Below are 25,741 nucleotides of genomic sequence, written 5' to 3' on the forward strand. Positions count from 1 at the left end.
GGTGTCATGCCTTGGCCTTAGATAACGGTAAACGTATGGATTCGACGCCCATCATTTTCCAACAAACAAGTGCCGAGCGCCATCAGACTTTACAATCTACGCAATGTGCCTGGCCCTAATAGCCTGTCCGCCTCCAAGCGGTCGCGGCATTGTCAACACCCTCCCCACGCGCCGACTGGACCGGCGAAACGTTGCAGGTTCAAAAACTATAACCAGCGCTATCAGCATTGAACACGCCGACAACTATCCTAATGAGGGTAATGGCTATGAGCCTTCGCCCGACCAGATACCTCCGCGAGCACTTATTAACGCCAAATCATTAACTCATGAACTTAAAGCGTACAACCAAACCATAGCCCTTCAAGACACTCGCTTGATTTGCCGCTATGGAACACTATACTAAATACACAAAAAACAAGGGATTATAAAAATGCCAACGCCCGGGAATTCTTTTAAACGTGGTCGCAAAACACTGGGTCTAACCCAAACGGAAGTGGCGGACGCTCTGGGAGTTTCGATAGATACTATTAAACACTGGGAGGCAGAAAAGGAGCCCATTCCAGAACGGATGTTAAAAAAAATCAATGACCTCATGCCGAGCAATATAAAATCTGCTGATCACGGGCCAATTACTTTAGTCATTGCTCCCCTCGGGTTTTATCGCACTTCAGCCACTGAAAAACATGCCGACATACGCCAAGAGTTTTATCTGAAAACCTCAGACGCTTTTACACAGGCTTCCTGGTATTTCCACGACCATCCATTGATACAAGCTTTCATTATCGACAGTAACCGCACTATTTGCAGCAGCATCGAGGCTATGGATAAAACAATAGGCCGAGCCGTTAGGGAAGTATATTTCGTGCACACAATTTCACCCTCTACCAATACCCCAATTCTCTCAACAGATGGTCCAGATGGGGTTATGCACGCGATGAGCTACCCAGACTTTTCTGAGGCTCTGGAGGAAGCAAAAAAACTAATCAGCGAAGGTTTTTGTATAGCGCTGAGTATTCCGAATGGAACTCGATTGTACAATGAAGGGATTATCAACTCCAAAAATGACCCTCTCCAGGGCGCACCCGCGCGCAGCTGAACCCGATGTTGCTCACGCTGCGCGAGGCAATTGCGGCGTGTTTTATTTAGCCGCAGCCATCAGCTTGTTGACTTCGCTGCGCACCATGCCGGAGAACTCCGGAGGCGACATGCCGTCAAGCTCGGCGCGTACCCATTCGGCCCATTTGCCCTTGCGCTTGGCGCGCTCACCGAACAACCGCGCGGCTTCGCCCTTGGCCTTGCCCAGGTTGCTTTGCCACAGGTCATAGAGACGGGACTTTTCGTCTTCCAGCTCGGCGCGTTCGGCGAGGGTCTTGTTGGCGAGATTGAAGCTCATGTTGAATTACCTGCTGTACAAATAGATGCCATCTTACACCGTAGGTCGAAATATCCTGATTCGGATTTTGCGCCAAACCGGTAGCCGGCAAAAAAACTGCAACTTTTGCCAGCGCCAGACACTCCATTGTTCACTGTCACATTCACCTGCAAGGAGTTACCCAATGGCCCGCAAAACCGCCGCCCAAGCCGTCGAAGAACAAATCAAGGATCAAGCGTTCAGTGAACTGACGGCGCTGATCGAAGAGTCCGACAAGCTGCTTAAAAGCAGCGCTGCCCTGGTGGGCGAAGAAGGCGAAACCCTGCGCGAGCAGGTTGCCATCAAACTCAAGCAGGCGCTGGATTCAGTCTCCAGCGTGCGCGAGCGCAGCAAGCCGGTGGTGGATGCCACCGAGACCTACATCGGTGGTCACCCGTGGCAGACCGTGGCGATTTCCGCAGGCTTCGGCCTGGTGGTCGGCCTGTTGCTGGGTCGTCGCAACTGATTGCCGGGGCTGCGCGCCCTGCGCAGCCCCTTTTACTCTCCCGCCAGTTCCCGCAACTGTTGAAGAGCCTTCGCGTCAATCTCGATGCCCGCCTCCAGCGACTTCGCCCGCGTGCGATGGCGCCGATCCCCCGGTAACCGCCGCAACCCCGCCGCATGCATCTGCCGCACCAGCTCCTGGCTGCGCTCGGCGAAGCTTTGCCCGGCGGTTTTGCTCGGGTCGATCACGATCAGCAATTGCCCGGTCCAGGGCGTGCGCGCGCCCGGGTGATCCGCCCAGTTGAATTCGAAGGAAAAATTGCCGCCCGTCAATGCCGCCGCCAGCAACTCGACCATCATCGACAACGCCGAGCCCTTGTGCCCGCCGAATGGCAATAGTGCGCCGCCTTCCAGCACCGCCCTGGGGTCCTGGGTAGGCTGGCCCAGGCTGTCGACGCCCATGCCCGGCGGCAAACGCTCGCCGTTGCGTGCGGCGATCTGCACATCGCCATGGGCGATGGCGCTGGTGGCAAGGTCAAACACGATCGGCGGCCCGTCGGCACGCGGTGCGGCAAACGCGATGGGGTTGGTACCGAACAACGGCCGGTCGGCGCCATGGGGCACCACGCAGGTCATGCTGTTGACCACACTCAGCGCCACCAGACCTTCCTCGGCGAAGGGCTCCACATCCGGCCACAGTGCGGCGAAGTGATGGGAGTTGTGGATCGCGAGCAAGGCAATTCCGGCGCTGCGGGCCTTGTCCACCAGCAGCGCTCGCGCTGCTTCAAGGGCCGGCTGGGCAAACCCGTTGCAGGCGTCTACCCGTAAAAAACCTGATGCCACATCTGTCACCCGTGGCACCGCGTGGCCATTGACCCAGCCACTGGCCAGGGTGCTCAGGTAACCGGGGATCCGGAAAATGCCATGGCTGTGGGCGCCGTCGCGCTCGGCGCTTGCACAGTTGTGAGCGAGGATGGCAGCCACCTCGGGTGACGTGCCGTGCTTGATGAACAGGGCGTGCAGCAACGCCACCAGGTCGTTGAAACCGATGAGCGCGCAAGGAAGGTCGACGATCGGGGACTGGGCAGACATCTGTAGCTCCGATTTTATAATTGGGAGAGGCAACAAGAATCCAGACCATCGATTAAACAACGCGGCCCGTGGCTGCTGTCAATGTCTGCCGCAGATATGTAACACCCTTGGCGCTGCGCCTGCCATTACGGTGCGGACTGATGACAGCCCAGCAGATGGAACACGCGCCATGGCCCACGTGAACCCGCCTTACTTTTTCGATGAGTTTCAACGACCCGTCAGTCGCAAGGCTCCCTCGGAGCGTGAACGTGCCCTGGGGTTTTCGATCAAGGACCTGGATTGGCTGCTGACCCTCTATTACGCCACGGACGCGGCGCGCCAGAACAAGGAAGCGCGCGGCTATCCGATGAAAGTGGAACGGTTGCTGGTCAATCTCAGCGACAAGCCCGCGATAGTGCTGGCCGGCACCTTCATCATGAGCCCGACACCTGACGACGCTAAAGCCGTGCTCTTTACGCCCTGTGGCGGCCTGGAGTTATTCGACAGCCGTGCCGACCTCCTCGAGGGCGTGGAGGAACGCTTGAAGCAACCCGGCCAGCGTGCAGAGCTGCTGCAGTTTTTGGCCATCGATGAGCGCGACGCCTTGTCGGGCAAGGATCCATTGACGGTGAGCACCGCCGCCATTCCCGGCGCGGTGATGGCGGACCAGCGCCAAGGCATTCTCGACGCGCAGCAAAAAAACGTCGCCGCCATGCTCGACCAGTTGCGCAAGCTCCCCACCCTGCGCTGGATGCTCGACACCCTGCTCAACATCATGGCTCGGCGTTACTTTCCCAGCCTCGACCAGAGCGACACGTGGGTGGATTTTCTCGGCAAGGTCGCCACCGATGAGGAACATCGCCTGGGTGCCTCCATGCCGCTGCGCGAGGCGCTGCTGCAGTTTTACGTCAGGCAGGGCTGGCCAAAGGACCAGACCCGCACGTTTACTAATCTCGGCCACGACGCCAGCCAACGTAGCGCACAGCAACGGGCCAAAGATCAGCAGGACTGGGACAGCCTGGTCGTGCAAACCAGCGGCACCCTGTCGACCTTGCTGCACAGCCTGCTGCAGACCTACTGGCATGAAGACTACCGGGAAGGTCAGTCACGCCTGCAGTTTTTCGCACGGGTGATCAGTGACAAGTTTCGCGTCGACTTGCTGTTCAAGCGCCAGGACCTGATCGTGAGCACTGAAGAAAGCCAGACGCTGCATGCGGTATTCCTCGCGGACCAGGCCGCGCGCAGGGCCTATCCAGGCACCTTGAAAATAGAAAAGGTTCAGGTTCATGCGCCTTACCAACATTACGTCGAACTGGCCAGCACCCTGCTGATCAGCAACTCCCACGCGTACCTCTATACCCAATCGCGGGGCTTGCAGGTGCTCAAGAACGTGGAGGAACTCAAGGACACGCTGCAGGCCATGCTCAAGGCGGCCGGGCATGAAGATGAACTGCTCAACTTCCTGTCGCTGGATGAGCGCAGTGTGTTTATCGACATGGATCAGGTGCAAGTTACCGGCAAGCCCGTCGCCGGCGATGTCTTCCAGGACATGATCAAGGACATTGCCGCCAAACAGTTCAGCAACCTGGAGCATGCGCTGGGCCTGTATCGACGTAGCGCCGGCGGCATCAACCTGGGCGCCCTGCTCGATACCGCTCTGGACATTCGCATCATGCTCGACAGCCGCCTGATGGAGCAGGACGCCGGCGGACACTGGAGCGTGCATCCGGTCACCAGTGGCAACGGACGACCGAGTACGGTACTGGCCGAAAAAGCCAGGCTGCGGCTCAAACGGATGGGTGCGGTACATGATGCGCTGGCCCTGGAGCGCAGCAAACAGGTGACGCTACGCGATCTGGCCGCCCATGCGCTGGATGCGGAACTGGCCAAGGGGCATACGAACCTCAAGGCCAACGACGTCTACCTCAATACCTATCCCACTTTGGCAGAAGAACGCGAGAGACGCGTGCCTGAACTCTCCCTGGGCATGGTGGAGCATTTTATTGCGCGCCTGGCCCGGCAGGCTGACGCGCTGACCGAGTCGGCGATGCGCGGGTTTTACGGCAAGCCTGAAGCACGCGTTGCACTGAAATGGTCCAACCTGACGGTCGCCAGCTTCAATACCGTCATCGACAAGGTGCTGAGCGGCTTCGTCGACAAGGACCTGCGCACGCTCCCCCATCTGCTGATCGACAATAACAAGGCACATCTGGCCCAGGGTCTGTTCGATGGCTTGAGCGGCGAAGCGCACCTCAGACGTCTGTCACGGACCCTGGGGCCCACTCACGTCGCCTTGCTGGACAGTGTGCTCAACAACGAGAGCATGACCCGGCTGACACGGCATGGCCTGAACGGGTTTATTCCGGACGCCTACGGCCTGAGCCTGAGCGACGGAACCCGCACCGATCCACTGGCCAGCTGCTTTGTACTGACCGAACGCGGCGGCATTGACCCCAAGCATTCCGGTGCGGCCATACTATGGACGCCGGGCCGTGGCTATGAAGGGTTCGTCTCGATCAAGACCTTGCGCGACACCCTGGAACAACGCGTGCAGGATGAGCGTGAGCGCTGGGCGCTGGTCGAGCATCTGCCGCCGTCGAGGCGTGTGCCCCACCAGCGGTTCATTCTCGGCCAATGGCAGCGTATCGATGATCATCTGATCAATAATCGCCAGTCCACCTACAGCCGCTTCGTGCTGGATGAGATCGATCACCTGCTGTCGATGGGTCTGGAAGCGCGACGCTTTCAGGACTGCATGGACGCGTTGATCCGCCGCGCACCGCCGTCGAACCTGGACCGAGCCATCAACATCGCCCGCGCCCTGGTCAACCAGCAGGCCTTGCCGGTATGGCTGGGCATGGCGGCGCCGGCAGATCAGCGTCTGCATGCCGAACTGCTCGAACAGTACCGCCTCAGCGCGCCGCACGAACGCGACTATCTGCACGGCATTACGCCCCTGCGCGAAAAGGTCAGGAGCACCCTGACAACCCTGCTTGCGGCGCGCTTTCCCGAGCACGCGACAGACCCGGAGCACGTGCTGATCACGCCACGCATCGAGCTGCAGGGCCACACCCAGACCCTGACGGACTTTGCCATGCGCCACCTGCCGCAGTTGCGCGCCGGCGATATCCGGCTGGCATCGCGCTCTGCCACCGGTCTGCCTGCCACGCTGGACGGGGCCGCTGTGGTGCAACTGGTGCGGCAGATGGATTTGAAGAGCCTCTACCAAACCTTGTTCGCCACCCACCTCAACGGCAAAACCGACGACACCCGCGAACGCCGCCGACGCTTCTGCCGACAGTTGCCCTGGCAACTGCTGCAGTACGCCCACGAACAAAAACTCAACGAACGCCTGTCGAATGCTGCCTGGCGCCTGATCCAGCAAGCCTTCGATATGCCTGATGCCGTGGCCCGTGCCGCCGTCAGCGGTGCGAAGGCCCTGGTTCGGCCGCTGGAGCTGATCGCCACCGAGGGTGCCTCGGTGGTGGCGGCCCTGGGCTGCTACCTGATCGGTGCCGAGGCAGCCGACCCCTTGGTGCTGTACGCGCCCTACAGCCCTCGGCATGTAGTGAAAGAGTACAAGAATGAAAGCGAACTGCTGAATGAGTTCACGTCTCCCGGCGCGCTGCAGGAGTGGGTAATCGGCCAGATGCTACCCGCTCACCAGACGACCTATCGCAATCTGTTACGTCGGCCGAACTCGGAAATTCGTCTGGCCGCGTCGCCTGTCAACGGTAACCTGCTGCATCGATTGTTCGACGACAACCGCGAGATGCTCAACCGGATGCTGAACTGCCAATTTACCGCGTCGGGGCAACGGCAGTGGGATGCTTTCACCAGCCTGCTGACCAAGGATATCCCCAAAAGCCTGGAATTTATGGCAGGCAAGCTCGCCTACCCGCTGGTGGTGTGGCGCAGTTACACGTTGTTTGAGGCTTCAGCCCAGGACCTGCAAGAGCATCGCTGGGCCCGGGCACTCAAGACTTTTATTGCCGGCGTGGCCCAACTGGCCTCGCTGCGCGATGAACTGGACACGCTGTTGCCGGACATGCCTGCGGCCAAACAACCGTCGGCGCTGGAACAATGGCCAGCAGCCTCCCCACCCAAAGCGATGACTCTGGATACTTATAAAGTGACGGCCCCTGCGCGCACGCGTTTGAAGACGTTCGAGTGCCAGGACGTCGCGCTGGACTCCCTGAAAATGAATGCGCAGACCCACACCTACAAAGAGAAGTACGGAGCGCGCGATTTTGTACCCGCCGCTGGCAAGGTGTACGCCGTGAGCAAAGCCGGTGAGCACTGGCGACTGGGTGCTACCGAGGATCGCGGGCCCTGGATACAACGCAATAGCCAGGGCATATGGGTGCTTGATCTGAACCGACACACCCCCCGCTATGGCAAGGTCCTGTCCCGCCTCGCCGATCGCTACTACCCTCCTACTGTCGAGCAGCATGGCATCAATGTGGAGGCCATTGGCATGCGCGCAATCAGCGCCGTGTCGAGTTGGAAGGCGCGCTGTATCAACGAAGCATTGAATGTCGCCACGTACTACGCCGTGACCTGCAAACGCAACATTCTGCACTTCGCCCCCTCACGAGATCCGTTGAGCCGATCCGGCTTGTTTTTTGGCGACATGTTCGGCGTCGGCACCCTCAGCCCCGACCAGCTGGGGCGGATCGAGCGCCGGATTGACGAAGTGCTCAATGAGCTGGTCAACCCCAGCCTGATCACACCCGACTCGATGCGTTTTGTCAGTGGCTCCGACCGTTACAACCCTGCGGATGCTTGCGCGTTCATCCTGCCTGGCGACGCAGAACGCAGGATTTACTTGATGGACCGCTTTTTCGACCCGCTGCTGGACGTCTATCAGAACCGTCTCAACGCGCCGTTCGACATTGCCGCCCATGCACGCGCGGCCACCCTGATCCACGAGATAACCCACATAACCTCCGACACTGAAGACCTGGCCTACCTTGACTCGATGCGACCGTTTCCGGACTTGATCAACGTCAACATCAAAGGCGCCACGCAGCTCAAGACCACGCTGACGGACTTGCGTGAAACCGCGCTGTCGACGCTGACGCCGGCCTCGATGCTGTTCAGGACGTGGGACGAATTCAGCCAGAAGTGGGAAGATTTCGGCAAAAGCAGTTCAAGTACTTCACTCAAGGACAAGGTGCTGAGTACCACCGGTGCCCGGACGTTGCAGGATGCGCGGTCAGTGTTCATGAGTAACGTGGACAAGCGCATCGACACCATCCTGGCCAATGCAGACTCCATTACCTACTTGATCACTCACTTGGGCAGAGAGTTGGATGCGGGAGCCTGAGCAGGCTCCCGGCGGGATTGATCAGTCTTTCTGGTCACGCAGGACGTTACCCGAAGCGCCGTCGATACGGGCTTCATACACGACGCCGTCAGACTTGCGGCCTTTGACTTCCCAGTAGCCGTTGTCGTCGGCTTCGGCTGCATAGACTTCAACATAGCCGGCCTTGGTCTTGGCCACTTCGATGGCTTTTTCAATCGGGATCCAGCCGGCGCCCGGCTTGTCGGCCAGCGCAGCGCCTGCGCTCAGCAGGGCGGAGGTTGCACACAGCGCGATGAGGGTTTTCTTCAGCATATTGGTTACTCCATCGTGGGAAAAACAGACTCAGGTCCTGAGATTTTTAGGTGCGCGCCAACGAGAATAAGTTCCAATTGATGTGCATTCGCCATGATGCTGTTCTCGCTGTCCGCTCGGGGAGGTTAGAATGTGGGAAATCAGGATGAGTCAATGAGCGAAAATTCCGTTTCAGAAGCCGAATATGACGCCATCACCGACGCCGCGGCGCATTGGTGCATGCGCTTGCATGCGGCCGATTGCGCCGACGCCGAGCGCGACGCGTTCCAGCGCTGGCATGACGCTCATCCACTGCATGCCTTTGAATACGCGGCCATGCTGGAGATTTGGGACGTTGCCGAGCACCTGCCCCGCCCTGCCCCCCAGCCTGTCGTAATGCCGTTGAAGCCGCGCAACCGGTTGCGCACCTATGCGATCGCTGCTGCAGTTTGTCTGGTGGCCCTGCCTCTGGCCGCCTTCACTGGCTGGGAAGCCGGCTGGCTGCCCAACGCCTATGAACGCTTCGAAACAACCGATGACGCACGCGTAGTCACTCTGGGCGACGGCAGTCAGGTGGAGATGAACCTGGGCACGCAGCTGGTCTATGCCAATTACAAGCATCAGCGTCGACTGACCCTGTACAGAGGCGAGGCATTTTTCAAGGTCAGCCACGACCGCGATCATCCTTTTATCGTGCGGGCCGGCGACGGTCGGGTGCGCGTAACGGGCACTCAGTTCAACGTGTGGAAGTATGAAGACCAGGTACGGGTGATGCTGCTCGAAGGTTCGGTGCAGATTTCCAGCGATACGGTGCACGGCAGCGTGCCACTGACCCCGGGAATGCAGGCCAGCTACCAGCACGGCGATGCAACCCCCAGGGTCCGCGCGATCAACCCCGATGACTCGGCGCTGGCCTGGCGCCAGGGCAAGCTGGTGCTCGACAATCTGGCTCTGGCCGATGCGCTGCCCCTGATCAACCGCTACCTGAGCAAGCCAGTGATGCTGGCTGACACGCCCACCGGGGCGATTCGCATTGGTGGCATCTACAACATCAATGAGGTCAACAACCTCATCCCCTCCCTGCCCAAGGTGCTGCCGGTCTACCTGACCCAGAACCAGGATGGCAATCCCGTACTCAATTCCATTCCGCGAAAAGCACCCAAGGGCTGAGCCTTTTGCGCCGCCACCGCGGGCCCGCCTGGGCCCGCTGTGTCCATTTTTGAAACACCTCACCGCCTGCAACCGCCCGTCCTCAGCGGATCCACTGTGTCGTCATGCGTGGTGTTTCATTTCTGAGACAGCCCGCAGGCGGGATCGGGTCTGCGTCATCACCTGCGTCCTGTATCAAGCCTGAAACAGCATGGCCATCACTTTGCCCACAAAAAGCGCCAACCGTTTGAATATAAAGATTAAATAAAAAGCGGCACGCCTTCTGCTCTACGTCTGTCAGCGCTGTTTAGGGTCAGCGCCACGACTAAGGACTGCCACCGTGGACACACACAATCCTGGCTCACTGAGCCTCCTGCTGATCGGCTGCGCACTGAGTGCCGTCGTGAGCCTGCCAGTGCTGGCGGCGAATGACGGAGTGATCGTGATCGAGCGTCAGGTGCAACCTTATGCCATTGGCCGTGCACGCGGCATTGACCCCTATCCCATCACCGCCAATGCCAACCCGACCGGGCAACTCCGCGCCGTCTCCCACGAACTCAGCGACCACGACATCGCCGGTATCAGCAGCGGTTCCAGCGTTACCCGCAGCGTGATGCCCAACGGCGACTTGAACGGTTTGAACGCCATCGGTGCCGGCAACAGCCTGGGCGCCGCCAGCGCAGCAGGCCAGGGCGGCGGCAGTGGTGGCATCTCCGGGACGGTCAACGGCGCAGTCTCACGCGGCGTCGCACCGCTGAACAACCTGGGCGGCATGATCGGCGGAGCGATGAAATGAATCATCTCTGGATGCTCCTGGCCGTGATGAGCTGCTCGGCAGCCCTGGCCGACACGACCGGCAACAACGCCAGCATCGATAACTCGGGCAAGCAATACAACGGCGTGGTCGCGATCAACCAGGCCGCCGGCGACCAGCAACAGCTGAGCAATAACCTCGCCATCGCCGTGGGCCATAACGCCCAGGCCACGCTTTCCGTCACGCAAAAAATCAGCGGCGCCGCCGCCGACCGCTCCCTGAGTGCCAGCGCCGCGATTCAGGGCAACGCTTTCAGCCATGGCAACGGTGCACTGAGCGTCAATCAGTCGGCCGGGGCCCAGAACCAGATGATCAATGCCGTGCGCGTCAGCTTTACCAGTGGCCCGCAAAGCATCGACGACAGCGTCATGTCGCAACAGACCGTTGCGCTTGCAACAGACTCGGGTTTGACCTCTACCACTGGCAGCCGCCAGGTCGTTACCAGCGATCAGGCCTTCACCGGCAGCCGTGGAGTGGTACAGGTCAACCAGAGCGCCGGGGTGGGGAACCGAGTGGCTAACACCCTGAACGTGCGACTCAACTGATGGAGCTGAGTCGCCTGCTGGACCGTATCAACACTTAAACCACTAATTAGAAGCAAGGGGATACACCATGAAAACCACCACAGCTCTCAAACCACTGGCTTTCGCTCTCGCTGCGCTCATGGCTGTTGCAGCTCAGGCAGGCGGTTACCACGCGCCTACCACCGCTGCCGCAACCACCGTTGACGGCCAGAACAACAAGGGCAACACCGTACTCAACGACAAAACCGAAAACAACGCGTCGACCACTGACTCGTACAACCACATCAGCGGCGTGGCCAACGGCAACGTGCTGAGCGGTGACAACAACCAGGGCAAGAACGACGTAGCCATCGTTTCCGGCGATGCTGACTTCGTGTTCGCCAGCACCGGCACCGCGCAATCCAACGGCGGCAACCTGGCCATCAACGGCGGCTCGCAAAACAATGCCTCGCTCAACAGCAGCGGCAACAACGCTTCCGGCGTGATTCAGTTGAACGCAGCCACCGGCACCTCCAACCAGGGCAGCAACAGCGTTGCCATCGCCTCCGGCAATGGCGACAGCGGCGCAGCCGTTGTGTCCGGCGTGCAGGATGTGTCGGGCAACCTGACCGTGAACCTGAGCAGCGGCCATGGCTGGGGCGCCAAATCGGTGGTCACCAACAACGCGAGCGTGAACAATTCGCTGAACTACAGCTCCGGCGTATCGAACTCCAACGTGCTGTCGGGCAGCAACAACCAGGGTCAGAACAACGTAGCAATCACTCGCTTCTGATGCAGATCGGGCCTTGGCAACAAGGCCCCTTTTATTCCAGCGTCCAACAGGTCACCTGATCATGCGCCGCGTTGTTTTTTTCCTTCTGCTCACACTCACCGGCCCGACCTGGGCGGGGCAAATGGCAGTCGTCATGCCCAACGGTGCGGTGGTGTACAAAAAGGTCGAGAGCATCCGCGAGCGCAAGTTCGCCAACCTGGTGGAACAGAAAACCGATTTCAGCTGCGGCGCCGCCGCGCTGGCGACCATCCTGCGCCAGGCCTATTGGATGGACGTGGATGAAGACCACATCATCAAGGGCATGCTGGTCAACGCCGATCAGGATCTGGTGCGCACCCAGGGTTTCTCGATGCTCGACATGAAGCGCTACCTGGAAAGCATCAACATGCGCGCCAAGGGCTATCGCATCGCCCCTGACGTGTTGATGACCGTAAAGGTGCCGGTGGTGGTCCTGCTGGAAATTCGCGGCTACAAGCATTTTGTGGTGCTGCAGCGGGCCGACAACGACTGGGTGTACATCGGCGATCCGGTGCTGGGCAACAAACGCTACGCCAGGGAAGATTTCGTCAAGGGCTGGAATGGCATCGTGTTCGCCGTGATCGGTGAAGGCTACGACAAGACCAACGCCCTGCTCACCCCACGCGTGCCGCTGACCGCCAGGAACCAGTTCAACGCGTTCAGCCCGGTACGTGACAGCGAATTGATGGAATTCGGTTTTATCCAGAGCGACTTCTTCTAGAAGCGCAATAAGGGGCAGGACGCTCCAGGAGCACACGATGAACACTTTCCGTTGGTTGACGGTCATCTGCCTGGCCGCCTCTGCACCGGTGCATGCATCCTCGGCGTTCAAGCCGATCGAACTCAAGGATGCCGAAATGGCCGACCTGCGCGGGCGCTATGTGATGCCAGGGCGCATTGTCAGCTTTGGCATCGTCATGAGCAGCACCTGGACCAACGCCGCCGGTGCCACGGTGACCGGCAGCGCGACCATGCAGGTCAATGCGTCCACCGTCACCCCGCAATTTTATGTGCAGATATCCGGCAACGACGGCACGGGCGTGAGCAGGCAACCTGAAGGCACCGGCACAGTCGTCGGTGGCGCGGGCCTGGGCAGCGGCCAGGGCGTGGTGCAAAGCGTGCGCGCGGCCGGGGATGGCAACGCTGCCACCAACGGCGTGGATATCAATGTGAGCAAAAACGGCCTGGCCCCGGCCAACTACGCGCAATCCGGACAGGCGCTGCTGGCAGGCCAGCCGATTACCGGTGGCACGGCGGCAGGCCAGGTCACGGTGAGCGCCAATAATGGCGGGCTGCAAATGGCCCTCCAGGCCAGCAACAACCAGGGCAATGTCGTGCAGCAGATCGGCGCCGGCAATGTGGTGCAAGGCACCGTCATTCAAGGCAACGGCAATGCGGTCAGCAACCTGACCCAACTCAATGTGGTCATGGGCAACAACGGTTTCAACAACGTCACGCAGAACCTCAATCTGGATCAACTCAAGGGCCTTCGCCCCTCCGGTTATTGAACTACGCTGAGCCTTCGACACTTTCGCAGCAAAAATGGGACGGCTTATTTCATGCATCGATCTGTATCGTTACGTGCCGTGGTTTGTTTGAGTACGCTCCTGCCCGCCTCCGTGCTGTATGCCGCACCGGACGCTGATATCGAAACGCTGAAGCAGGAACTGCTGGAACTCAAGCAACGCTATGAGGTGCAGCAAAAAGCACTGGCCGTACTGGAACAACGTGTAAGGCAAGTAGAAGATCAACCCGCCACACCCGCCCCCAAACGCCTGGCCAAATCCCCTGCCGACTTCCAGAAAGGCGGCACCACCGTGGCCGGCCATACGCCAGGCGTGGGTGCAGCAGCGGCCTCCGGCGGCGCGGGCGGCGGCAGTTCCTACGGGCAGAACCTCAAGGACGACTCGGCCCCGGCGCAAAGTGTGAGCAACCTGTACAACGAAGCCAGTGGCTTTTTCGGCAACGGCAGGTTCAGCCTGGAAACCGGCATCACCTACGCGCGCTACGATGCACGCCAATTGTCCCTCAACGGCTTCCTCGCGCTGGACTCGATCTTCCTCGGCAATATCAACCTGGACCGCATCAAGTCCGACAGTTGGACCCTGGACCTGACCGGGCGCTATAACCTGGACAACCGCTGGCAGTTCGACCTGAACGTGCCGGTGGTGTACCGCGAATCCACCTACCAGTCAGGCGGCGCCGGCGGCAGCTCCACCGCCATGTCGGAAGGCTCGGTGACCCGAGACCCGACTATCGGCGACGTCAATGCCGGCGTCTCGTACAAGTTCCTCGACGAAAGCGCGCACCTGCCCGATGCGGTGGTGTCGGTGCGGGTCAAGGCCCCCACCGGGGCAGACCCGTACGGCATCAAGCTGATCCCGAAACCGGGCAACGACAACCTCGCCATCCCGGAAAGCCTGCCCACCGGCAACGGCGTGTGGTCGGTGACGCCGGGCCTCTCGCTGGTCAAGACCTTCGACCCGGCGGTGCTGTTCGGTTCGCTGTCCTACACCCACAACTTCGAGGACTCGTTCAGCGACATCAGCCCCAACGTCAACCAGAAAGTCCCCGGCAAGATCCAGCTGGGCGACAGCTTCCAGTTCGGCGTGGGCGTGGCATTTGCGCTGAACGAGAAGATGAGCATGTCGTTCTCGGTGTCCGACGTGATACAGCGCAAAAGCAAGGTCAAGCAAAGCGGGCAGGATTGGCAGTCGGTGGTGTCCAGCGATGCCAACGCCGGCTATTTCAACGTGGGCATGACCATTGCGGCCTCGGACAACCTGACCATCGTGCCGAACCTCGCAATAGGGATGACGGACGATGCGCCGGACTTTACGTTCAGCCTGAAATTTCCGTATTACTTCTGACTGTACAACGCCTCCTTGGGTGCGGGCTTTTGTGGTGAATGGGTTGTTGTGGCGAGCGGGCTTGCCACAAAAGCCCGCTCGCCACAACAACCCATTCACCAGCGACAAGCCCGCTAGCCTCAGGGTGTCGTGCTAGCGGATCTGGTGCTTGTGCAGCAACCGGTAGAACGTGGGACGGGAAACGCCCAGCACACGGGCCGCGATGCTCAGGTTGTCGCTGTGCCGGTTGAGCACGTCGCACAACGCCTGGCGTTCGGCGCGGTGCTTGTAGTCTTCCAGTGTGGCCATGGGGGGCGACACGGCCCGCTTGCCCAGCAAGCCCAGGTCGGTGGCCTCGATCTGGCGCCCTTCGGCCAGCACCAGACCGCGGCGTACGCGGTTGGCCAGTTCGCGCACGTTTCCCGGCCAGGGATGCTGCCCCATGGCAACCAGTGCGTCTTCGCTGAAGCTGCGCGGACGGCGGCCGGTTTCCTGGCTGTAAAAGCGCGAAAAGTGGTTGGCCAGCATGGCGACGTCACCATGCCGCTCGCGCAGTGGCGCGGTTGCCACTTGCAGCACATTCAGGCGGTAATACAGGTCTTCGCGAAAAGTGCCCTTGGCCACCGCGGCTTCAAGGTCGACGTGGGTCGCCGCCAGCACCCGCACATCCACCGGGATCGGCTGACTGCCCCCGACGCGCTCGACCTGTTTTTCCTGGAGAAAGCGCAGCAGGTTCGCTTGCAGTTCCATCGGCAGGTCGCCGATCTCATCGAGAAACAGGGTGCCGCCATTCGCCGCTTCGATGCGTCCGATCTTGCGCTGATGGGCGCCGGTAAATGCTCCTTTTTCATGGCCGAACAGTTCGGACTGGATCAGGTGTTCGGGGATGGCACCGCAGTTGATCGCCACGAATGGCCTGGCGTGGCGCTGGGATTGGCGGTGCAGGGTCTTGGCGACCAGTTCCTTGCCGGTGCCGCTGTCACCGCGAATCAGCACCGGAGACTCGGTGGGCGCCAACTTCGACAGCAACTTGCGCAGCTCGCGGATTGCTCGACTGTCACCGAGCAATTCGTGCTCGGGTCCATCCACTGGCGTGTAGCCCTTGCCGCGCAGACGCGCCATACCGAACGCACGGCCGAGGATGACCTGCACCCGCGAGACATCGAACGGCAGTGTATGGAAGTCGAAGAACCACTCGCAGACAAAATCGCCGACGTTCTGCAGACGCAGTACGTCCTGGTCGAGCACGGCAATCCATTCGGTGCCGCTGCGACTGATCAGTTCCTTGACGGCCTCGGGGCGCTCCAGGTGATAAGGCTGCAAACGCAGCAAGCCGATATCACAGGAACGGTCGCCCACCGCTTCCAGTGCGCAACTGTCCACGTCCCAGCCGGCGGTGCGCAAGCCGGGCAGCAGGCCGTGACAATCATCACAGGGGTCAACCACAAGCAAGCGTCGCGGGACGGGTGTAACAATCATGACTATTCCTTGGCGTCAAAATTGTTAAAGTTATTTATAAACAAGTATTTGGGACGCCTGGCTCACACACTATCAATTTATTGACGAGCACCATGTAACATTTCGCTATAAGTGCGGGCAAAAAGCCACCCTCTCCATCCGCAGATCAAGCGTTGAAAATTAATTGCGTCAGTATGTGACCCGTACCCGGGCATCGTGCATCAGTACAAGTAACCCACCGCACGGTCAGCCCAACCGCCGGTGCTGACTTGAATGGGCATACAGAGAGAAGACCCACATGAACGCCCCGCTCCGCATCAACGAAGCTCTTTTGATCGCAGACCGTGCCTTCCAGCCCTTTCAGTGCGTGGCCTGGCACGACGGCGTTGGCGCCCTCAGCCTGAGCGTCATCGACCGCACCAACACCCGCATCGGCAGCAAGCAGCTGTCATCGAGCGCTTATACCGATCCTGCGCAACTGGAAAATCTGCTGTTGCAGGCCCGCGCTGAGCTCGACGAACATGGTTACCAGTTGCAATCCTGGGCGATGCCCAAGTAAGGCGATGAACCTGACGGGCGATCACTGTAAACAGTGATCGCCCGTTGCGCTTTTCAGGGCAGTGAGCGCGGCGCGAGAATAAAGCGTTCGAACGCCTCCGCCGCGCCATCATCCAGATTGCTGCCGGTGACGACAGTGGCCTGGTGCTTGACGGTTTCTTCGGCCTGGCCCATGGCAATCGACAACCCCGCCACATGAAACATCGCCGGGTCATTGCCGCCGTCGCCGATGGCAGCGGTCTGCTCAAGCGGCACCCCCAGGTGCGCCGCCAGGGTCTTCAAGGCTTCGCCCTTATTGGCCAGCATCGCCGTCACGTCCAGATAAACCGGTTGCGAACGTGACACCTGGGCCAGGCCTTCTACCTTGGGATGCAACTGCGCTTCCAGCTCCACCAGCAAGCGGGTGTTGTGGCTGGCCGCGACAATCTTGTCGACCCGATCCAGATACGGCTCGAAACTCTCCACCACGATCGGGCCATAGCCCAGCCCCGCAGCCTCGCGCGGCTCCATCGGCCCCGGCGGATCGCGTCGCAACCAGTCACCGTCGGCGAACACCCAGACTTCCACGTCGGGCTCGGCCGAGAACAGCGCCAGGGCGATCAGCGCCGCCTCCGCCGGCAAGTGGTGGGCCACCAGGATGCTGCCATCGGGGTTGATCAGGGTGCCACCGTTGAAGCCTGCCACCGGCACATCGATGCCAAAGGTCTCGATCAGGTGATGCATGGCCTTGGGCGGTCGGCCGCTGGCCAGGCTGAAAAACACCCCGGCCTCGCGCAACGCCCGCACCGCATCGGCAGTGCGCTGGCTGAGGCGGTGGTCCGGATGCAACAAGGTGCCGTCCACGTCACTCAGGATAAAACGGATGGGATGGATCGCCGCGTCACTCATCCGAGGCGGTGCCAGGTGCGACCGTCGCGCGCCAGCAGTGCATCGGAAGCGGCCGGGCCGTCCTCGCCCGCCTTGTAGGCCTGGATCCCGCCGTCCTGCTGCCACGCGTCGAGAAACGGCTGCACCGCACGCCAGCCGTTTTCAATGTTGTCGGCCCGCTGGAACAAGGTCTGGTCGCCGGTCATGCAGTCGTAGATCAGGGTTTCGTAGCCGGTCGACGGCTGCATCTCGAAGAAGTCCTTGTAGGCGAAGCCCAGCTGGATGTTGGCCATGTCCAGGGTCGGCCCGGGCTTTTTCGCCAGCAGGTCGAACCACATGCCCTCGTTGGGCTGGATCTGGATTTTCAGGTAGGTGGGTTTGAGCTCGTCCACGTCGGTGTCGCGAAACTGCGCGTAGGGCGCAGGCTTGAAACAGATCACGATTTCGGTGTCACGCACGCTCATGCGCTTGCCGGTGCGCAGGTAGAACGGCACGCCCACCCAGCGCCAGTTGTCGATCATCACCTTGAGGGCGACAAACGTCTCGGTGCTACTGTCGGGCGCCACGTTGTCTTCTTCGCGATAGCCGGGCAACGACTTTCCGCCGATTTCGCCGGCGGTGTATTGCCCGCGCACCGAATTGGCCCGCGCATCTTCCAGCGACCAGGGCCGCACGGCACCGATCACCTTGGCCTTTTCGCCCCGCACCGCGTCGGCACCGAAGGCCGCCGGCGGTTCCATGGCGACCATCGCCAGCAACTGGAACAGGTGATTGGGCACCATGTCGCGCAGGGTGCCGGTTTTCTCGAAGAAATTACCCCGGGTTTCCACGCCGACGGTCTCGGCGGCGGTGATCTGCACGTGGTCGATGTAATGGTTGTTCCAGAACGCTTCGAACAGCACGTTGGAGAAACGGCTGATCAGAATGTTCTGCACCGTCTCCTTGCCCAGGTAATGGTCGATGCGATAGATCTGCTTCTCGCTCATCACCTTGAGCAGGCACGCGTTCAGCGCTTCGGCGGTGGCCAGGTCGGAGCCGAACGGCTTCTCGATGACCACGCGGCGGAAGCTCTCGTCGGTTTCCGTCAACAAGCCGGCACTGCCCAGGCGCTGCACCACTTCACTGAAAAAGCGCGGTGCAGTGGCCAGGTAGAACACCGCGTTGCCGGTGCCGCTGTCTGCGATCTTCTTGCCGATGTCGGCGTAGGTGCTGTCGTCGAGGAAGTCGCCCTCGACGTAGCTGATGCCTTTGGCCAACTGCGCCCACAGCTCGGGGTCGAGGGCTTGCCCGGCATTGCCCTTGACCTTGCTCGCGGCTTCGGTGCGAATGAAGTCCTCAAGCTTCCTGGCGAAGTCGGCGTCGCTGATGGCGTTGTGATCAACGCCGACAATGCGCAGGCCATCGCCCAGCAAGCCGTCACGGCTGAGGTTGTACAGCGCCGGCATGAGCAGGCGTTTGACCAGGTCGCCATGGGCACCGAACAGGAACAACGTGGTGGGCGGTGCGGGCTCGGCCTCTGGTTTTTTGCCGTTGGCGGTCATTTTTTGGGAGTCTCCACGTGACCGCCAAAGCCGAAGCGCATGGCAGAGAGCATTTTGTCACCGTAGGTGCTCTGCTGACGCGAGCGGAAGCGTGCGAACAGCGAGGTGGACAGCACCGGAACCGGCACGGCCTGCTCCATGGCGGCTTCGATGGTCCAGCGGCCCTCGCCACTGTCGGCGACGGAACCGGAGTAGCCATCGAGTTTCGGGTCGGTGGCCAGCGCGTCGGCGGTCAGGTCCAGCAACCACGACGACACCACGCTACCCCGGCGCCAGACTTCGGCAATGTCAGCCACATTGAGGTCAAAACGCTGGTCCTGGGGCAGGTTGTCCGAGTTTTTGGTCTTGAGGATGTCAAAGCCTTCGGCGAACGCTTGCATCATTCCGTACTCGATGCCGTTGTGGATCATCTTGACGAAATGCCCGGCGCCCGCAGGTCCGGCGTGGATGTAGCCGTGCTCGGCACGCGGATCGGCGCTGGCGGAACGGTCCCTGGTACGCGGGATGCTGCCAACGCCCGGCGCCAGGCTCTTGAAGATCGGGTCGAGGCGCTGCACGGTCTCGACGTCGCCGCCGATCATCATGCAATAGCCGCGCTCCAGGCCCCAGACGCCGCCGGAGGTACCGACGTCCACATAGTGCAGGCCCTTTTCTGCCAGGGCCTTGCCGCGGCGTACGTCGTCCTTGTAGTGGGTGTTGCCGCCGTCGATGATCACGTCACCCTCTTCCAGCAGCTCGCTCAACGCGTTGATGGTGTCTTCGGTCGGGTCGCCTGCCGGCAACATGACCCACACGGCGCGAGGCTTCTGCAGCCCGGCCACCAGGGCTTTCAGGTCGGCGACGCCAGTGGCGCCCTCCTCGCTCAAGCCTTTGACGAATGCTTCGTTACGGTCGTAAACAACGGTGGTATGCCCATTGAGCATCAGGCGCCGCGCAATGTTACCGCCCATGCGGCCTAGTCCAATAATCCCCAGTTGCATGTGCTGATGCTCCTAACTGCTAAAAAATGTGTGACATAGTTTATAGCGCAATGAGGCTAATGAGGGTTAGTCCAGAGCGGATAGCGGGAGTTTCATGCTAAAAAGTTGCCATCGTTTCACCATCACGGCAGCGAAAGTCACACGACCACCAAAAATAAAAAAGTTCCCTTGGTGTGAAAAAGAATTCAGAATTGCTTCCGACTGATGCCGAGAACTCCCATTCTGCGTTCCGGCACCGCGATCTACCGGCTATTTGCGAGGCAAGCAATGAGCACAGCACAGATGTCCCGTCCGCCACAGACTCTTTACGTCAGCATCCGTCGCGATGAATTGCGCCAGTTGAAGGACGAACGCGATCAACTGCAGCAGGAAGTCCTGCGCCTGCGCTCGCACCTGCAAGGCCAGCTCGAACAGACCTCCGGCGCCCGCCCCGCGCTGTGCTGAACCTCGCTGTAAGATAATGCTTACAGATCGCTGACAAAGTTTTCACACTCTTTCCACGATACTCCCCGCCCGAAGGGCTGCCCCATGCAAGGGCGGCCTCTGTTGGCGCGCGTTCCTGTGCGCCGGCTGAAAATAATTGGGTTGGAGTGTTGGATGGCGATGTTCAAGCGCAGCACTGCGTCTGCGAAAGGCTTTGATTGGGCCGGCTTCGGTTGGCTGTTCCTGTTCTTCTGGTACTTCTCGGGTATTACCCAACTGCTGATCCAGCTGACCGGCACTTCCGGTTTCAGCGGGTTTCGCCAAGCCTTCTTCATGAGCGCGCTGTGGCTGGCGCCGATGCTGCTGTTCCCGCGTCGCACGCGCTTGCTGGCAGCCTTGATCGGCGTAGTGCTGTGGGCATGCTCCATGGCCAGCCTGGGCTATTTCTTCATTTACCAGCAGGAATTTTCCCAGAGCGTCATCTTCATCATGTTCGAGTCGAACATCTCTGAAGCCGGCGAATACGCGACCCAATATTTCGCCTGGTGGATCGTGCTGGCGTTTATCGCCCATACCGCCTTCGCCGTGTTTTTGTGGACGCGCCTGCGTCCGGTGTATCTGCCGCGCGGGCAGTCGATGCTGGCAGCCGCCGCGATCGTGCTGGCCGTGGTCGGTTACCCGCTGGTCAAGCAGATCGCCACCAGCGACAACATGGAACAGGCCATTGACCGTTTTGAAACCCGCATCGAGCCGGCCGTGCCTTGGCAGATGATCGTGGCTTACCGTCGCTACACCGAACAGCTGGACAACATGCAGGGCATGCTAACCAGCGCCAGCCAGATCCCGCCTCTGAAGAATCTCAAGGACAACAACGCCGGCCAACCGTCGACCCTGGTGCTGGTCATCGGCGAGTCAACCAACCGCCAGCGCATGAGCCTCTACGGTTATCCGCGCAACACCACGCCGGAACTCGACAAATTGCGCGATCAACTGGCGGTGTTCGACAACGTCATCACCCCGCGCCCCTACACCATCGAGGCGCTGCAACAGGTGCTGACCTTCGCCGACGAAGAAAACCCCGACCTGTACCTCAAGACCCCGTCGATTGTCAGCGTGATGAAACAGGCCGGTTACAAGACTTACTGGATCACCAACCAGCAGACCATGACCAAGCGCAACACCATGCTAACGACCTTTTCCGAACAGGCCGACGAGCAGGTGTACCTCAACAATAATCGCAACCAGAACGCCCGCCAGTACGACGGCGACGTGCTGGCGCCCTTCGCCAAGGCCCTGGCCGACGGCGCCGAGCGCAAGTTTATCGTGGTGCACCTGTTGGGCACGCACATGAGCTACCAGTACCGCTACCCGCCGAGCTTCGACAAGTTCACCGACCGCCAGGGCGTGCCCAAGGGCGTCAGCGATGCGCAGTTGCCCACCTACAACAGCTACGACAACGCGGTGTTGTACAACGATTTCGTGGTGTCGAGCCTGATCAAGGACTACGCCAAGAGCGATCCCAACGGCTTTTTGCTGTACCTCTCGGACCACGGCGAAGACGTGTTCGATTCTGCCGGCCACAGCACCCTGGGCCGCAACGAAGCCAAGCCGACCGCGCCGATGTACACCATCCCCTTCATGGCCTACGCGTCGCCCAAATGGCGCGAAAGCCATGACTGGAATTTTGCCGGCGACCTGCAACGCCCTTACAGCAGCTCGCAGTTAATTCACACCTGGGCCGATCTGGCCGGGCTGAGCTTCGACGAATGGGACCGCAGCCGAAGCCTGGTGAGTGACAGCTTCAAGCCGCGTCCGCTAATGATCGGCAATCCTTACGAGACCAAACAGAAGGGCTTGATCGACTTCAGCCTGATCAAGCCGAAGAAGATCGAACCGAACGAGGTGGTACTTAAGTAGCCCCCCCTGAAACAAGAAGATAACAATCATTCTTGTTTAAGCCTAAAGTTGCGCGACTCCTTTCGTCTTTGAGCCAAGGCCTTTTTTATCGAAAAGGCTACAAAGAAAAAAGGAGTCTGCCGCAATGCTTTCGCCCTTCACCCGTTCCATCACCCTCACCCTCGGCCTCTTCGGCGGCGTGTTCAGCCCTGAGCTTCTGGCTGAAACCGATCCCGAGCACACGTCTTCCACGGCACTTGAACTGGCCGCCACCAGCGTCACCGCCGAAGGCCTGGATACCAACACCGAACACACCGGGGCCTACACCACCGGCGCCATGAGCACCGCCACACGCCTGAACCTGTCCATCAAGGAAACCCCGCAATCGGTCTCGGTGGTCACCCGCCAGCAAATGGACGACTTCAACCTCAACACCCTGACCGAAGCCTTGCGCCAGACCACCGGCGTCGTGGTGCAGCACAACGACTCGGACAGGGCTTCGTACTCGGCCCGCGGCTACGGCATTACCAACTTCCAGGTCGACGGGATGCTCAATACCTTCGGCTTCATGAAGTCCGACGCCGACACCATCATTTACGACCGTATCGAAGTGGTACGCGGTGCCACCGGCCTGACCACCGGCGCGGGCGACCCGTCGGCCACGGTCAATATGGTGCGCAAGCGGCCGACCGGCCAATGGCAGGCTAAAACCGGGCTCAGCGCCGGCAGCTATGACAACTACCACAGCTACGTCGATGTGGGCGGCCCGCTGGCGTTTGATGGCAGGCTGCGCGGGCGTGGCGTGCTGGCCTACCGCGACAGTCAATCGCACCGTGACAACTACAGGCTTCAGCGCGTGGTGGGTTACGGCATTCTCGAAGGTGACCTGAGTGACGACACCGTGCTGGCGGTGGGCTATGACTACCAGGACAAACAGGTGCAAGGCACCTCCTGGGGCACGGTGCCTTATTGGAACAGCCAGGGCGGCAAGGCCGGGCTGTCACGCGCCACCAATATGGCTGCGCACTGGAGTTCCTGGCCGCTGACCGACAAAACCCTGTTCGCCACCCTCGATCACAAACTGGGCGCAGACTGGCGCCTGAAAGCCGCCTACACCCATCGTCAAAGCGATACCGACGGCAAGGTGTATTACGGCGGCACGGGGTTCCCGAATGCGGACCGCAGCGGCATGGGCGCCTGGGCCAGCCGCATGGTCGGCACCTCCAGGATGGACGTGTTCGACTTCAACCTTTCCGGCGCCTATTCATTACTGGGGCGCCAGCATGAACTGATGATGGGCTACGGCCAATCCCAGCAAAGGGACGCTTCTCCGCATCAGCGCAATGTGCTGCCAGATGGCTACCGCACCATCGAGGACTGGAAACACATGGGCGGCATCGGCAAGTTTGCCGATATCACCACCGGGCTCAAGGGTGAACACAGCCGCAAGGAGCAGAAAGCGGGCTACCTGGCCACGCGCCTGAGCCTTACCGACCGCACGCACGCGGTACTGGGCAGCCGCTATGGCAGCTGGGAAATCGAAAGTTCCCAGCCCCAATACGATAATGACAACCAGTGGATCAAGTCCGATAAAAACCATCAGGTCCACAATGATATGTGGACGCCCTACGCCGGGCTGCTCTACGACCTGACCCCGGCGTACACCGTTTACGCAAGCTACACCGACATCTTCAAACCGCAGGACCGACGTGATGCCGGCAGAAAATACCTGGAGCCCGTGGTCGGCAGCAATTATGAGGTGGGCCTCAAGGGCAGCCTGCTCAATGAGCGTCTGAACCTGGCCACCGCCTATTTCTGGAGCACCCAGGACAACGTCGCGGAGCTCGACGACTCGGTGGCGCCGGACCCAAGGACGGGAGAGTCGTTCTACAAATCAGGGGGCAAGGGCAACAAGGTGCGCGGGTTTGAAGTGGAGCTGGCCGGCGAAGTGATGCCCGACTGGAATGTCACTGCAGGCTACACCTACACCCACTCCGTGAACGGCAAGGACCAACGCAACAACGTTGAACAGCCGTTGAACCTGCTGCGGTTGTCGAGTGCCTACCGCCTGCCGGGCGCATGGCGTCAGTTGACGGTGGGCGGCGCGTTCAACTGGCAGAGCGAGACCTGGGCCTGGAGCAACCGGCCGACCGGCGAGCGCGACGCCACGGGCAATGCCGTCACTGCACGAGCGAAGATCACTCAGCAGGCTTACTCGGTGGTGAACCTGATGTCTCGCTACCAGTTCAACGAGCAAGTTTCAGCGTCGCTTAACGTCAATAATCTATTCGATAAAAAGTACTATGAGCGCGTTGGTTTTTATAATGGCGTGTATTGGGGCGACCCACGCTCGATCACGTTGGCGATGGACTGGAAGCTATAAAAGCTTCTCCCCCACAGTTAACAACTTTATTAAGCGCTGAAGGTTTCTCGCGTTAATTTCCACTTAATTGGATCGCGTCACAATCGCCCCATCACTTCGCTCAGGGACCGAACGGACAACGATCACTCTTAATGGGAATACCGCAATGAAACTTTCGACCTTGGTGCTCGCCGGCCTGATGACCCTGACCTCCGCCGCCGCTTTTGCAGAGGGCGGCTCGGAGCGTTCGAAGCAGTTCTATAAGGACTTCACCTTCATGCAGCAAAAGATCCACGGCACTAACGAACAAACCGCTTCCGCTGAAGGCAAGACATTAAAAGCAGAGACCGACGAACAACAGCAGCCAAACAGTTAATTTAACGCTTAGTTAATCTGCACCCCGCTGCCCCTGTGCTTTTTTGACAACCGGCTTATTGGGCGCCATTTAATGGCGCCTTTTTTTGCCGGTTATTTATTAAAGCGGTTTATTCCAGAACAGCATGCGGCCATTGTCCGGATCGAACACCGAATCATTGAACCCGAACTTTCGATAGGCCGACTGCGCCACATCATTGCCTTCCAGCACTTCCAGAGTGATCTTGCAGCAGCCACGCTGGCGAGCGATTTCCTCAACCTTTTGCAGCATCTTCTGGCTCAACCCCAGACCGCGAAACCCTTCCATCACCGCCACATCGTGCACGTTGACCAGCGGGCGGCAGGCAAAGGTGGAAAAACCTTCAAAGCAATTAACCAGACCGGCAGGCTCGCCGCCCACAAACGCCAGCACGCTGAAAGCATGAGGGCGCTTGGCCAGTTCGGCCGGCAGTTGCTGAACAAGGTCGGCGGGCAGGCTGTGCCCTCCGCCCATGGGGTGTTCAGCGTAATGGTTGAGCACCAGGGCAATCGCGTCGGCGTGCACCGGATTGGTGTAACTGGCTTGCAGCACCAGGATGTCAGGGGTGTCCATCAGCGTCCTCAATCACGACAGCAAGGGAATCGGCTCCC

At 60.2% G+C, this 25,741-nt stretch carries 23 protein-coding genes; 15 read left to right on the forward strand and 8 right to left on the reverse strand.

Annotated elements, in window-relative coordinates:
• The first annotated feature begins 430 nt into the window (after window positions 1-430).
• Window positions 431-1,096 carry a helix-turn-helix domain-containing protein gene (locus TU79_RS18375; RefSeq protein WP_082638572.1) on the forward strand — a complete coding sequence of 222 codons (666 nt, stop codon included), beginning with the start codon at window positions 431-433 and terminating at the stop codon, window positions 1,094-1,096.
• Between the two features lie 42 nt (window positions 1,097-1,138).
• Here TU79_RS18375 and TU79_RS18380 read toward each other — a convergent pair whose 3' ends face one another.
• Window positions 1,139-1,393, reverse strand: a complete 255-nt coding sequence (locus TU79_RS18380) for a hypothetical protein (RefSeq protein WP_057009320.1) — start codon at window positions 1,391-1,393, stop codon at window positions 1,139-1,141.
• Between the two features lie 163 nt (window positions 1,394-1,556).
• On the opposite strand from TU79_RS18380, the gene TU79_RS18385 reads away from it, so the two are divergent.
• Window positions 1,557-1,877, forward strand: coding sequence for an ElaB/YgaM/YqjD family protein (locus TU79_RS18385; RefSeq protein WP_017738628.1), 321 nt, complete (start codon window positions 1,557-1,559; stop codon window positions 1,875-1,877).
• A gap of 32 nt (window positions 1,878-1,909) precedes the next feature.
• Here TU79_RS18385 and TU79_RS18390 read toward each other — a convergent pair whose 3' ends face one another.
• Window positions 1,910-2,947 (reverse strand): Ldh family oxidoreductase, encoded by a 1,038-nt coding sequence (locus TU79_RS18390; RefSeq protein ID WP_057009321.1) that lies wholly within the window; start codon window positions 2,945-2,947, stop codon window positions 1,910-1,912.
• A 169-nt stretch (window positions 2,948-3,116) separates the two neighbouring features.
• Here TU79_RS18390 and TU79_RS18395 point away from each other — a divergent pair, with 169 nt between their 5' ends.
• Window positions 3,117-8,255 (forward strand): dermonecrotic toxin domain-containing protein, encoded by a 5,139-nt coding sequence (locus tag TU79_RS18395; protein ID WP_057009322.1) that lies wholly within the window; start codon window positions 3,117-3,119, stop codon window positions 8,253-8,255.
• Between the two features lie 21 nt (window positions 8,256-8,276).
• Here TU79_RS18395 and TU79_RS18400 read toward each other — a convergent pair whose 3' ends face one another.
• Window positions 8,277-8,546, reverse strand: coding sequence for a PepSY domain-containing protein (locus tag TU79_RS18400; RefSeq protein ID WP_003236351.1), 270 nt, complete (start codon window positions 8,544-8,546; stop codon window positions 8,277-8,279).
• Between the two features lie 153 nt (window positions 8,547-8,699).
• Here TU79_RS18400 and TU79_RS18405 point away from each other — a divergent pair, with 153 nt between their 5' ends.
• The 7 genes from TU79_RS18405 (at window position 8,700) to TU79_RS18435 (ending at window position 14,672) form a co-directional block, all read left to right on the forward strand.
• The gene (locus TU79_RS18405) at window positions 8,700-9,695 is read left to right on the forward strand and encodes a FecR family protein (protein WP_057009323.1); all 996 of its coding nucleotides are present in this window, start codon (window positions 8,700-8,702) and stop codon (window positions 9,693-9,695) included.
• Window positions 9,696-10,014: 319 nt separating this feature from the next.
• Window positions 10,015-10,470, forward strand: coding sequence for a hypothetical protein (locus tag TU79_RS18410; protein ID WP_057009324.1), 456 nt, complete (start codon window positions 10,015-10,017; stop codon window positions 10,468-10,470).
• A complete protein-coding gene (locus TU79_RS18415) occupies window positions 10,467-11,033 on the forward strand; it encodes a hypothetical protein (RefSeq protein WP_057009325.1) in 567 nt (188 codons plus the stop codon). Before TU79_RS18410 ends, TU79_RS18415 begins: the two co-directional genes overlap by 4 nt.
• 67 nt (window positions 11,034-11,100) lie before the next feature.
• On the forward strand, window positions 11,101-11,784 hold the full coding sequence (locus TU79_RS18420; RefSeq protein WP_057009326.1) for a hypothetical protein: 684 nt from the start codon (window positions 11,101-11,103) through the stop codon (window positions 11,782-11,784).
• Window positions 11,785-11,845: 61 nt separating this feature from the next.
• On the forward strand, window positions 11,846-12,523 hold the full coding sequence (locus TU79_RS18425; protein ID WP_057009327.1) for a C39 family peptidase: 678 nt from the start codon (window positions 11,846-11,848) through the stop codon (window positions 12,521-12,523).
• Between the two features lie 37 nt (window positions 12,524-12,560).
• Window positions 12,561-13,310 carry a hypothetical protein gene (locus TU79_RS18430; protein ID WP_057009328.1) on the forward strand — a complete coding sequence of 250 codons (750 nt, stop codon included), beginning with the start codon at window positions 12,561-12,563 and terminating at the stop codon, window positions 13,308-13,310.
• A gap of 51 nt (window positions 13,311-13,361) precedes the next feature.
• Window positions 13,362-14,672, forward strand: coding sequence for a hypothetical protein (locus tag TU79_RS18435; RefSeq protein WP_057009329.1), 1,311 nt, complete (start codon window positions 13,362-13,364; stop codon window positions 14,670-14,672).
• 132 nt (window positions 14,673-14,804) lie between these two features.
• Here the strand turns inward: TU79_RS18435 and TU79_RS18440 are convergent, their stop codons facing one another.
• Window positions 14,805-16,130 carry a sigma-54 dependent transcriptional regulator gene (locus TU79_RS18440; protein ID WP_057009330.1) on the reverse strand — a complete coding sequence of 442 codons (1,326 nt, stop codon included), beginning with the start codon at window positions 16,128-16,130 and terminating at the stop codon, window positions 14,805-14,807.
• Between the two features lie 277 nt (window positions 16,131-16,407).
• Here TU79_RS18440 and TU79_RS18445 point away from each other — a divergent pair, with 277 nt between their 5' ends.
• On the forward strand, window positions 16,408-16,668 hold the full coding sequence (locus TU79_RS18445; RefSeq protein ID WP_057009331.1) for a hypothetical protein: 261 nt from the start codon (window positions 16,408-16,410) through the stop codon (window positions 16,666-16,668).
• A gap of 53 nt (window positions 16,669-16,721) precedes the next feature.
• Here TU79_RS18445 and TU79_RS18450 read toward each other — a convergent pair whose 3' ends face one another.
• Genes TU79_RS18450 through gnd form a run of 3 tightly spaced genes read right to left on the reverse strand, consistent with a single transcriptional unit; the run spans window position 16,722 to window position 20,055 of the window.
• On the reverse strand, window positions 16,722-17,555 hold the full coding sequence (locus tag TU79_RS18450) for a Cof-type HAD-IIB family hydrolase (RefSeq protein WP_057009332.1): 834 nt from the start codon (window positions 17,553-17,555) through the stop codon (window positions 16,722-16,724).
• Window positions 17,552-19,075, reverse strand: a complete 1,524-nt coding sequence (gene zwf / locus TU79_RS18455; protein ID WP_057009333.1) for a glucose-6-phosphate dehydrogenase — start codon at window positions 19,073-19,075, stop codon at window positions 17,552-17,554. The genes TU79_RS18450 and zwf overlap by 4 nt, the downstream gene beginning before the upstream one ends.
• Window positions 19,072-20,055, reverse strand: a complete 984-nt coding sequence (gene gnd, locus TU79_RS18460) for a phosphogluconate dehydrogenase (NAD(+)-dependent, decarboxylating) (RefSeq protein ID WP_057009334.1) — start codon at window positions 20,053-20,055, stop codon at window positions 19,072-19,074. The genes zwf and gnd overlap by 4 nt, the downstream gene beginning before the upstream one ends.
• Window positions 20,056-20,322: 267 nt before the next feature.
• Between gnd and TU79_RS26335 the strand changes: the two genes are divergently transcribed.
• The 4 genes from TU79_RS26335 (at window position 20,323) to TU79_RS18475 (ending at window position 25,112) form a co-directional block, all read left to right on the forward strand.
• Window positions 20,323-20,499, forward strand: a complete 177-nt coding sequence (locus tag TU79_RS26335; RefSeq protein WP_269325510.1) for a DUF6026 family protein — start codon at window positions 20,323-20,325, stop codon at window positions 20,497-20,499.
• A 153-nt stretch (window positions 20,500-20,652) separates the two neighbouring features.
• A complete protein-coding gene (locus TU79_RS18465) occupies window positions 20,653-22,395 on the forward strand; it encodes a phosphoethanolamine transferase CptA (RefSeq protein ID WP_057009335.1) in 1,743 nt (580 codons plus the stop codon).
• Window positions 22,396-22,519: 124 nt separating this feature from the next.
• Complete coding sequence (locus TU79_RS18470) at window positions 22,520-24,757, forward strand: TonB-dependent siderophore receptor (RefSeq protein WP_057009336.1); 2,238 nt, start codon at window positions 22,520-22,522, stop codon at window positions 24,755-24,757.
• Between the two features lie 145 nt (window positions 24,758-24,902).
• Complete coding sequence (locus TU79_RS18475) at window positions 24,903-25,112, forward strand: hypothetical protein (protein ID WP_057009337.1); 210 nt, start codon at window positions 24,903-24,905, stop codon at window positions 25,110-25,112.
• A gap of 99 nt (window positions 25,113-25,211) precedes the next feature.
• On the opposite strand, the gene TU79_RS18480 is transcribed toward TU79_RS18475, so the two are convergent.
• On the reverse strand, window positions 25,212-25,703 hold the full coding sequence (locus TU79_RS18480) for a GNAT family N-acetyltransferase (RefSeq protein ID WP_057009338.1): 492 nt from the start codon (window positions 25,701-25,703) through the stop codon (window positions 25,212-25,214).
• Between the last annotated feature and the right edge of the window lie 38 nt (window positions 25,704-25,741).

The sequence above is a fragment of the Pseudomonas trivialis genome, assembly GCF_001439805.1.
Lineage (GTDB): Bacteria > Pseudomonadota > Gammaproteobacteria > Pseudomonadales > Pseudomonadaceae > Aquipseudomonas > Aquipseudomonas trivialis.